Here is a 9,348-nt window from a genome sequence, read left to right as displayed (position 1 = left end):
ATGAGCGGCGCGACTACAGTTTCCCGGCGAGTGCCGGCATGGCGGAAGCATCTGCCGCCCTTCCTGCGCCGACGGCGTCTGGCCGCACTGGTCGAAGCGGTGACGCTGGGGCTGTTTGTGGGCATGGCGGTGCTGACCTACCGGCTCGTATCCAGTAGCGGCCAGTCCTACGCGCTGCTGACCCCGCCGATCGTTGCGCTGCTGCTGGTTGCGAACCTTGTTCCTGCCATCGCTTTGCTGGTGCTGCTGGGGCGGCGCGTGGCGAAGCGTCGCGCAGCCGCGTCGGCCATTGGCAGCGATGGTCAGTTGCACGTACGGCTGGTCGCGATCTTCTCGATCGTCGCCAGCGTGCCGATGCTGCTGGTGGTGATCTTTGCGTCCCTGTTGTTTCAATATGGCGTGCAATTCTGGTTTTCCGACAGCGCGCGCGGGATGCTCCAGAATGCCAGCGATCTGGCGCGCGGCTATTATGAGCAGAATCTGCGCGAGGTCGGCGACGAAACGGTGACCATGGCCAGCGATCTGCGCGACTATCTGGCCCAGTCGAAGGTCAACAGCCCGCGCTTTGCCGAGGGGTTCATCTATCAGGTCGTGACCCGCAAGCTCAACCGATCGGCCATCATCGAAGTCGGCAAGGATGGCGTCGCCCGCACCGCCGCCACGGTCGACCCGGAAAACCGCCCCGCGGCGCAAATGCTGACCGCCGCTGTGGTCAAGCGGCTGAATGCGGGCGAAAATGTCGTCGTCCAGGCCAAGCCGCAGCAGATCGAGGCGGTGACTTTGCTGTATCCGGGATCGAAAATCTATCTCTACGCCACCCGCGATTCGGGGTCATGGGCGTTCAGCAATGTCGAGCGCGCGCAGAAGGTGATCGCCGATTATGACGTGTTTTCGGCGCAATCGCGTGCGTTGCAGCTCCGCTTCAACATCGCCCTGTTTGTGGGATCGCTGCTGCTGGTCGGCATCGCCGTCTATATCGCGCTGGCCGTTGCCGACTGGATGGTCCGCCCGGTCAATGAACTGGTGACGGCGGCGCGGCGGATCACCGCGGGCGACCTGTCGGCGCGCGTGACCAGTCCGCTGGCTCGTGACGAGATCGGCACGCTCGCCTCCGCCTTCAACCGCATGACCCAAAGGCTGGAGGCGCAGACCGGCGCGCTGGTCGCCGCCAACAGTCAGTTGGACGAACGCCGCGCCTTTATCGAGGCGATTCTGTCGGGCGTGACGGCTGGCGTACTGTCTGTGGATCGCAAGGGCGTGATCCAGCTGCTCAACCGTTCCGCCGCCGCCATTTTGGTGGAGGAGGGCGACGATCCGGTAGGTCGCCTGCTGACCGACGTATCGACCGAACTGGCCGATCTGATCGCATCGGATGAGAGCGCGGGCATCGTGCAGGTCCGCGCTCATGGCGACCTGCGCACGCTGGCGGTCAAGGTGTCGGACGATGCGTCGGGCCATATCCTGACCTTCGATGATATCACCCAGCAATTGTCGGATCAGCGTCGCGCCGCCTGGTCCGATGTCGCCCGCCGGATCGCGCATGAGATCAAGAACCCGCTGACCCCGATCCAGCTGGCCGCCGAACGGCTCCAGCGCCGCTATGCCGACGAAATCACCAGCGACCGGCCGACCTTCACCCGGCTGACCGGCACGATCGTGCGGCAGGTGGGCGACCTACGCCGCATCGTCGATGAATTCTCCTCCTTCGCGCGGATGCCCAAACCTGTGTTCCGGCGCGAGACGGTGGGCGACATTGCCCGCCACGCACTGTTCCTGCACGAGGTCGCGCATCCCGATATCCGCTTCGATTATCACGCCGACACGCCCGATCTGGAACTGGTCTGCGACCGGCGACAATTGGGGCAGGCTTTGACGAATATCGTCAAAAATGCGGTGGAAGCCATTGAACCCAAGCCGGAACCGGCAGAGGGCGAACCGCGCGGTCATGTGTCCATGCGGGTCGCCCAGATGGGCGACGATCTGGTCATCACCGTCCGCGATGATGGCATCGGCCTGCCTCCGGAACGGGACCGGATATTGGAACCTTACATGACCACGCGGACCAAGGGGACGGGTCTGGGCCTCGCCATTGTCAAGAAGATTGTCGAGGAGCATCTGGGGGAAATTCGCTTCGATGACGCGCAGGGTGGCGGCGCATCGGTAACATTGCGTTTTGCTGCGGCGGCGCTGGAAAAATTGGAAGAAGGGCAGGTTATTGCCATGCCCAAAGGAAAAGTGACGGCCAATGGCGCTTGATATTCTGATAGTCGACGATGAAGAGGATATTCGCGATCTGGTCGCGGGTGTGCTGGAAGATGAGGGCTTTACGACCCGCACCGCCGCCAACAGCGACAGCGCGATCGAGGCGCTGGATTCGCGCCGTCCCTCGCTCGTCCTGCTCGACGTATGGTTGCAGGGATCGCGCATGGATGGCCTGGAGCTGCTGGACGAGATCAAGCGGCGCGACCCGACCATTCCGGTGCTGATGATCTCCGGCCATGGCAATATCGACACAGCCGTCGCCGCGATCCGCAAGGGGGCCGCCGACTTCATCGAAAAGCCGTTCGAGGCCGACCGGCTGATCCACCTCGTCTCCCGCGCGACCGAGACGGAGCGGTTGCGGCGCGAAAATCAGGTGCTGCGCGCCCGGTTCGGACAGGATGATGAGCTGACCGGCACATCCGCTGCGGTCAATGGTGTGCGCGCCACGATCAAGAAGGTCGCGGGGACCGGGAGTCGCGTCCTCATTTCCGGCCCGGCCGGCGTGGGTAAGGAGGTCGCCGCGCGGATGCTGCACAGCTGGAGCGGCCGCGCCGATTCCCCCTTCATCATCGTCGCCGCTGCCCGCATGGACCCGGACCGGGTCGAGGAGGAACTGTTCGGTCTGGAGGATCAGAGCGGTCTGGTGCGGCCCGGCTATCTGGAACAGGCGCATGGCGGCACCCTCTATATCGACGAAGTCGCCGACATGCCGATCACGACGCAGGGCAAGATATTGCGCGTCCTGACCGACCAGAGCTTCACCCGCGTCGGCGGGCAGCGCCAGGTGAAGGTCGATGTCCGCGTCATCTCCTCGACCGCGCGCGATCTGTCGACCGAGATTGAGGAGCGGCGCTTCCGTGAGGATCTTTTCTATCGCCTCAACGTCGTGCCGCTGGTCATTCCGCCCTTGTCCGAACGGCGCGACGATATTCCGCCGCTCGTCGAACATTATCTCGCCCGTTTCGCCGCCGAACGCCGCGTGCCGCCGCCAGACATGGCGAGCGACGCCATGGCGGCGCTGCAAGCCAATGAATGGCCCGGCAATGTCCGCCAGCTGCGCAATGTCATCGAACGCACGATGATTTTGGCGCCGGGTGATCGCATCGGCCGGATCGAGCTCGACATGCTGCCCGCTGAACTGACCAGCAGCGGCGGCGGTGAGGGCATGGGGCAGTCCGCGATCATGGGCGCGCCGCTGCGGGAGGCGCGGGAGAGTTTCGAGCGGGAATATCTGCGCATCCAGATCCGCCGTTTTTCGGGCAATATATCGCGCACGGCGACCTTCATCGGCATGGAACGGTCCGCATTGCACCGCAAACTCAAGCTGCTGGGGATCACCGACGGCAAGGAATAGGATGGCGATCAGGGGCGCTCCATTCCCCATGGACGCCCCTTCGCAATTGCGATACGATTATCCCTGCCCCCGACAAGCGGGGGCAGGCAAGACACCCTGCCCAGGGGTGCAAGAGCGGGTAACGTCCCGCCAAGAATAAAGGACCGTCAGAGATATGGCCGATAAAGTGAACAATCTTCAGGATATTTTCCTGAACAGCCTGCGCAAGAGCAAGACCCCGGTGACCATGTTTCTGGTCAAGGGCGTGAAGCTGCAAGGCATCATCACCTGGTTCGACAATTTTTCCGTACTGCTGCGCCGCGATGGCCAGTCACAGCTGGTGTATAAGCACGCCATCTCCACCGTGATGCCCGCCCAGTCGATGGACCTGACCGACCTGCGCAAGGCGAGCGACGGCAATGGCAAGGCCAAGCTGTTGCAGGAAATCTTTCTGACGGCCGTCCGCAAATCGGGCAGTCCGGTCACGATGTTTCTGGTCAATGGCGTGATGCTTCAGGGTGAAATCGCCGCCTTCGACCTGTTCTGCATGTTGCTGGAACGCGATGGCATGGTCCAGCTGGTCTATAAGCACGCCATTTCCACGGTCCAGCCGCTCCATTCGCTCGACCTGTCGGGCGAGAATGAACAGGACGACTGATCCTGCCCGGAGCGTATTTCCGCTTCCTTTGAATTGAGCGTTTGGAAAGGCCGTATCGAGGCGTCATACAGTCTGTATGATCGTTCGATGCGGCCTTTCGGCTTTGCGCAACAGGGTTAGGGCAAAGGCATGAGCCTCGATCTTCCAGCCGTCATAACCGACATTACCGCCAGCATGGCGTCGATGGAGGATCGCGGGCGGGTCGCGACCTATATCCCCGAACTCGCCACAATCGATCCCGCGCAATTCGGCATCGCCATCGTCACCGCCGATGGCAGGGTGTTGACCGGGGGCGACGCTGATACCGGCTTTTCCATCCAGTCGGTGTCCAAGGTGTTTGCGCTTACCCTGGCGCTCGGCAAGGTCGGCGACCAGTTGTGGGACCGGGTCGGGCGCGAGCCGTCGGGCAATGCGTTCAATTCGATCACCCAGCTGGAACATGAGCAGGGCATCCCCCGCAATCCCTTCATCAATGCAGGCGCGATCGTCGTGGCTGACGTCAATCTGGGCGGTCATGAGCCGCGCGTGGCGATTGGCGAGATGCTGCGCTTCGTGCGCTATCTGGCTGGCGATGACAGCATCACCATCAACGAAGCGGTGGCCGCGTCGGAAACCGCGACGGGCTTTCGCAACATGGCGCTCGCCAACTATATGCGCGCCTTCAACAATGTGCGCCATCCCGCCGAACTGGTGCTAGGCAGCTACTTCCATCAATGCGCGATCGAGATGAGCTGTCGGCAACTGGCGCTTGCCGGACGCTATCTGATGCTCGACGGGCGGCATCCGGGCGGAGGGCGCGTGATCTCTCCGCGTCGGGCGCGCCGCATCAACGCGCTGATGCTCACCTGCGGCCATTATGACGCATCGGGCGACTTCGCCTTCCGCGTCGGCATCCCCGGCAAGTCGGGTGTGGGCGGGGGAATATTGGCGATCGTGCCGGGCCGCGCGGCTATCGCAGTCTGGTCACCGGGCCTGAACGCCAGCGGCAATAGCTGCCTTGGCACGCTGGCGCTGGAGGAACTCGCCCGCCGTACCGGCTGGTCGGTGTTCAGCCCGCCGGACGAGGGCGACTGAAGCATATTATCGGATAAGTCTGGAGCCTTTCCTGCGGGCGGCAGTATCGCCGCGCTGGCAGGAAAATCTGGCTCCCCGAGTAGGATTCTGTGTTCATCGATTTGGCCCCGAAATTACGTCTAATTTGATCAGGTGAGTGGTGGATGGTGCCCCCAGAAATGCCCCCGTCTGCTTCAGCCTGGGGGCACACGCCTGGTGCGATTTTCGATCCAGTTTTCCACTTCCGAGCGTCGCCAGGCGACGCAGTTGCCGCCGAGGGAGTAGGCCTCGGGAAATTCGCCGGCTTTGATTCGGCGGTAGAGCGTGGGACGGCTGACACCAATCGCCGACAGCACTTCTGGCAGGCGCAGATATGCTTCGCGGGTAGGATGCGCTGTCCCGCTCATGCTAATTCTCGCTTGCGAAGGTGCCGAAGCTGCTCGACCCATGCGTCGTCATTCGCAGGGCTGACGTCCGGATGGATCTTGCGAAATCCGCTGGCCTGCCAGAAACTATCCTCGCCCTTCGCCGCGAAGCACAAGAAGATATGGCCCTTCCAGATCTTCAGCTCATGAACCCTCAGCACCTCCTCTTTCGTCGGCGCACCGGTTCTGGCGATGCAGTTCGGTTGGCCGCACCGGCAGTTCCAACGATCGTCGATGCAGACGGCGAGATCGCCGACCTTCCAGTTTTCCTCCGTCATGCGATGCGCCTTTCGAGTTGGGATGTCCGCGTGGTGAGCAGCTGCTCGGCCGTCATGGCGTTTCTGCCCGTGAAGAGGCGAGGGACGAGCGCGAGGGCGGTGCAGCGATCGCCGGCCGAGCAGGCCGCAATAAAATCGTGCAGGTCGCGCGGATCGATCGGCTCCTCCACGTCCTCATCAAAATGCCAGCCATCTTCGGACAAGACGTCGATCGCTTCGTCGCGATCGACTTCGGCATTGCGCACCATCAGGCGATCGCCGCCGTTGCGCTCGAAGGCGGCAATGCCGTCCTGTCCCTCGACGCGATAGGTGACCGTCACCCTGACAGCCTTGATTATCGCGCCCTTCAACTGACTGACGCCCATGGCGCGGACAACTGCGCCGAGCGAAACATTGGCGTCGAGTTTCATGCCGCCGTCTCCAGTTCCTGTTCGCGGGCAATGACGGCGAACATGCGGGGTCGGAATCGCAGCATGGGGTGGACCCAGTCGGCGACCTTTTTGAGCGTGCGGGTTACGGGCGCTGACAGTTCTGAGGCCTTGAGCTTTTCGAGCGCCAGATATTCGCCGTTGGTGACGTGCGGATGGACGAGCGCCAGCTGGCGGGCGCGGGGGAGAAGGGCGATCAGTTCCTCGGTCGGTTCGATCAGCGTTCGCTGGCGCTCCGGTTCATGATAGCCCGCCAACAGGGCGACATGATCATGTAGTTCCACCTCATAGCCGCCGGCGCTTGCCGATCGCTCGAGAGCGCAGCCGGTGACAATCGCGGCGACTTCCTGCTTCCATTGCCAGTCTTCAGCCCGGAAGGCGTCGAACGCGGTGACCAGATCCTTGTCGGTCACCGCGGGGTGCTGCTTCAGGCGATCAACTGCCGCTTTCCAGGTGCGATGCGCCTGTGTGCGCTCAAGATGGGACGCTGCTTCTACTGGCTGCATTTCCTGCCGCGCGGCCAATCCGGCGAGACCACGCTGGTGGGCGCGTGACGTGATCATACCGCCGTCTGTTATGCGGTCGCGCATGAGCGACCAGAGCAGATAGTCCAGCGCGACGCTGCTATGGCGCGGGCCAACAGCGAAGGCTTCATTGAGCAGCGCAGCGCGGAGCATTTCCCGGCGCAGGGAGCGCATGATCTGGACGCCGTCGGCAGTGAGGCCATGCTCGTCGCGGATCAGCGCATCGGCCTTCGCCCGTTCGCCATAGCCGCTGCCGCCATCGATCGCCTCGGCCGATCGTTCGAGCGACCGGCGCGCATCCGGGCCGGGCGTTGCGGCGCGCGCGATCGGCCCGGCCGAGACCGCGCGGGGCGGTGGCGCATCGGGCAGTTTGCGCGCTGCTGCTTCTGCCTTCTCCTTCGCCTTGCGATCGGTCCACCAAAAGCGCAGCTCTGTTTCGCCGTCTTCCTGGACGGTAAGGGTGGCGTATGCCTGGGCGGGAATGTCCAGGACCAGGCTGTCCAGCAGATTGGCCAGCTCGAACTCCATCGGCTCGTAAAGATCGTCGATGGCCGCGATCGCATGGGCGACGATGTCGTCGGGCAAATCCTCGTCATCAAGCGCTGCCTGTGCCTGCGCCTCCAGGCGGGCCATCCGATATTGCAGATCGGCCAGCCATTGGGCCGCATCAGCATCGCCTGGCTGCGGTTCGGCGACAATTTCCAGCGACGCGTCAACGCCCTGGTCGTAGCTGCCGATCATCAGCCTCGGCGGGGCGGGCTGGAACACCAGCGCCCGGCCGCATTGTTTGCGGACGCGGGTGCGGATGGCATCGAGGCGCGCGTCGGCCAGTTGCATAAGCAGACCTTCATCGGCGACGCGGCCGCGCTGGTCGGCATCGTCGGCGAACATATCCAGCTCATAGCGACCGCCGGCGTCGGCATAGGCGGCGTCGCCGACAAAGCGCAGCGTCCGTTCCAGGTCGCGATCGCCGATGCGCAGCAGCTTGCGGATCTCGGCGGCCGAGCGGCGCCAGTCGCCCGGCGCATAGGCGGCGATCTTCTCAAAGATATGCAGCTGAAGCGCGACATCCTCGGTCGCACCCAGTGCCTTGGCCTGGTCCTGGCTGATCTCGCCCAGTTCGAGCGCGGCGAAGATGGTAGGGTGGAGATTGCCCAACCGCGCCCAGCGGCGGATCGTCTCGATCGTCTGGCCGTTGGTGTTGGCGATCTCCATCAGCGACCGCCCTTCGGCATGGGCGCGGGCGACGGCGGCGTAGATTTCATAGGGGCGCAGATCGACGCGGACGAGATTTTCCGCGAGGCTGAATTCGCGCAGTTCCCCTTCATCCTCGATGTCGAGCAGGACGACGTCGATCGGATGGTCGGCGGGCAGTCGGCCGGCATCGATGAGCGTGCGGAAGGCGCGATAGCGACGGCCGCCGGCGATCGCGCCATAGACGCGCTTGCGGCCGCGACCGCCCTTGATGGGATGAACGGTGAGGGGCTGGATCTGGCCGCGACGCAGGAGCGATTCCGCCATGCCGTTCACGGCATTAGCATCGACCTGGTTGGTGCGGGCGTTGAAAGGCGACACGCATAGCGCGTCGATCGTCATCGTGGTAACGGACATGGGTCTTCTCCTGGTCAGATGCTCCTTGGTGGGGAGGTTGGCGGGGGTGGATTGGTCCGGACCGGCGCAGGGCATGGCCCCGGTCCGGACCCGCTTCGCCTGGCCAGCGGGGGTGAGCGTGCTGGCAGGCGGGCGTTTGGGGGCGGGCGCGAACGGAGCGTCCGAATGCAGGGCTGGCGTGATGAGGGCGAGTTGACGCCCTTCCATCGGAAATTGCGCGTCGAGCGCTTCGCAGGTCGCGCAGGAGCAGAGGGCGAGGGCGGGCTTCATCGGCCCGTAGTCCGCAGTTTTATGGCTTTTGCAGCGCGTTGACAGTCCCCTGCCGTCAATTGGCGTCGAGCAAAAGAACTACCACTTGAAATGATGAGATTTTCAGGCAGGCGCGCATCGGCAAAGTTGGCGAACGGCATCAGCGCTGAACGCATTTCTTGTTCGATGGCACGGTTGTTCCAACCCGCCACTTGCGCTGGATCGTCAAGAACAATGATCATCCGACGATCGCGCATCCAGCACCCAGGCGTGTCGCAACAACCATATGCGTTGACGCCACCCCGGATCGTCATGGCTTGACCGCAAAAAGGGCAATTGCAGAGCGCTGCGGTCATTTGCCTGCTTGCCATGCTTCAAACGCTTCCGCGTGTTTGGGGCACAGATCCTTGTCCCGTGCCGGGGATGTCGTGCACCGCTTGCAGATCGGCACGTCGCAGGTTCCGCCCGCTTCCGGCATTTTCCAGTCGCATAGCAGCGGAGCAGGACGGCCGCAGGCGCATCGAGCT

At 63.5% G+C, this 9,348-nt stretch carries 9 protein-coding genes; 4 read left to right on the top strand and 5 right to left on the bottom strand.

What is annotated here, in order from left to right:
* The 4 genes from ACODR8_RS03485 (at position 1) to ACODR8_RS03470 (ending at position 5,327) form a co-directional block, all read left to right on the top strand.
* Positions 1–2,256, top strand: a complete 2,256-nt coding sequence (locus ACODR8_RS03485; RefSeq protein ID WP_489005978.1) for a sensor histidine kinase — start codon at positions 1–3, stop codon at positions 2,254–2,256.
* Positions 2,246–3,616, top strand: a complete 1,371-nt coding sequence (gene ntrX, locus ACODR8_RS03480; RefSeq protein ID WP_006960543.1) for a nitrogen assimilation response regulator NtrX — start codon at positions 2,246–2,248, stop codon at positions 3,614–3,616. The genes ACODR8_RS03485 and ntrX overlap by 11 nt, the downstream gene beginning before the upstream one ends.
* Positions 3,617–3,770: 154 nt before the next feature.
* The gene (gene hfq / locus ACODR8_RS03475; RefSeq protein ID WP_006960545.1) at positions 3,771–4,253 is read left to right on the top strand and encodes an RNA chaperone Hfq; all 483 of its coding nucleotides are present in this window, start codon (positions 3,771–3,773) and stop codon (positions 4,251–4,253) included.
* Positions 4,254–4,382: 129 nt separating this feature from the next.
* Positions 4,383–5,327 carry a glutaminase gene (locus ACODR8_RS03470; RefSeq protein ID WP_489005977.1) on the top strand — a complete coding sequence of 315 codons (945 nt, stop codon included), beginning with the start codon at positions 4,383–4,385 and terminating at the stop codon, positions 5,325–5,327.
* Positions 5,328–5,500: 173 nt separating this feature from the next.
* Here ACODR8_RS03470 and ACODR8_RS03465 read toward each other — a convergent pair whose 3' ends face one another.
* The 5 genes from ACODR8_RS03465 to ACODR8_RS03445 form a co-directional block, all read right to left on the bottom strand.
* Entirely contained in the window at positions 5,501–5,713 is a 213-nt protein-coding gene (locus ACODR8_RS03465) for a helix-turn-helix transcriptional regulator (RefSeq protein ID WP_489005976.1), read from the bottom strand.
* Positions 5,710–6,009 (bottom strand): hypothetical protein, encoded by a 300-nt coding sequence (locus tag ACODR8_RS03460; RefSeq protein WP_489005975.1) that lies wholly within the window; start codon positions 6,007–6,009, stop codon positions 5,710–5,712. Before ACODR8_RS03460 ends, ACODR8_RS03465 begins: the two co-directional genes overlap by 4 nt.
* Positions 6,006–6,419, bottom strand: a complete 414-nt coding sequence (locus ACODR8_RS03455) for a hypothetical protein (protein WP_489005974.1) — start codon at positions 6,417–6,419, stop codon at positions 6,006–6,008. The genes ACODR8_RS03460 and ACODR8_RS03455 overlap by 4 nt, the downstream gene beginning before the upstream one ends.
* Positions 6,416–8,572 carry a ParB/RepB/Spo0J family partition protein gene (locus ACODR8_RS03450; protein WP_489005973.1) on the bottom strand — a complete coding sequence of 719 codons (2,157 nt, stop codon included), beginning with the start codon at positions 8,570–8,572 and terminating at the stop codon, positions 6,416–6,418. Before ACODR8_RS03450 ends, ACODR8_RS03455 begins: the two co-directional genes overlap by 4 nt.
* A gap of 266 nt (positions 8,573–8,838) precedes the next feature.
* Positions 8,839–9,063, bottom strand: a complete 225-nt coding sequence (locus ACODR8_RS03445) for a hypothetical protein (RefSeq protein ID WP_489005972.1) — start codon at positions 9,061–9,063, stop codon at positions 8,839–8,841.
* Positions 9,064–9,348: the final 285 nt, after the last annotated feature.

Source organism: Sphingobium sp. FG58, from assembly GCF_057809055.1.
This window is presented reverse-complemented; position numbering and strand designations above follow the sequence as displayed.